Source organism: Bifidobacterium sp. UBA6881 (genome assembly GCA_002451435.1).
Lineage (GTDB): Bacteria > Actinomycetota > Actinomycetes > Actinomycetales > Bifidobacteriaceae > Bifidobacterium.
The window spans coordinates 3,487-3,930 of sequence record DKCF01000034.1 but is presented as its reverse complement, the minus strand read 5'-3'; the positions used below and the strand labels follow the sequence as shown (position 1 = coordinate 3,930).

Below are 444 nucleotides of genomic sequence, written 5' to 3'. Positions count from 1 at the left end.
AAAACATATGTATAGGCCCCTCGCATGAGGGGCCTAGCCTCATGGAAGGAGGCACAGCATGGCTGAGAATGAATGGTTGAGCAAGGATTTCTACAAGGTCCTCGGTGTCTCCAAGGAGGCCACTGACGAGGAGATCACCAAGGCATACCGCAAGCTGGCGCGCAAGTACCACCCTGATCTGAACAAGACCAAGGAGGCCGAGGAGAAGTTCAAGGACATCTCCGAGGCGTATGACGTGCTGAGCAACAAGCAGAACCGCCAGAAGTACGATGCGATTCGCCAGTTCGGCATGGGCGGCGCGCGTTTCGCGGGTGGTTCCGGAGCCAGCGGATTCGATGCCAGCGGATTCTCCGACATTTTCGGTTCGATGTTCGGCGGCGGCGCCGGCATGGGCGGCAACGGGTCCCGTATCCGTTTCCAGACCAACGGTGGAGGCAATCCGAA

At 58.6% G+C, this 444-nt stretch carries 1 protein-coding gene; it reads left to right on the top strand.

The window, feature by feature from the left end; translation table 11 throughout:
• Nucleotides 1–58: 58 nt before the first annotated feature.
• Nucleotides 59–444 (top strand): DnaJ domain-containing protein (locus B3C64_RS02700; protein ID WP_291533553.1); only part of this gene is annotated, 386 nt, incomplete at its 3' end.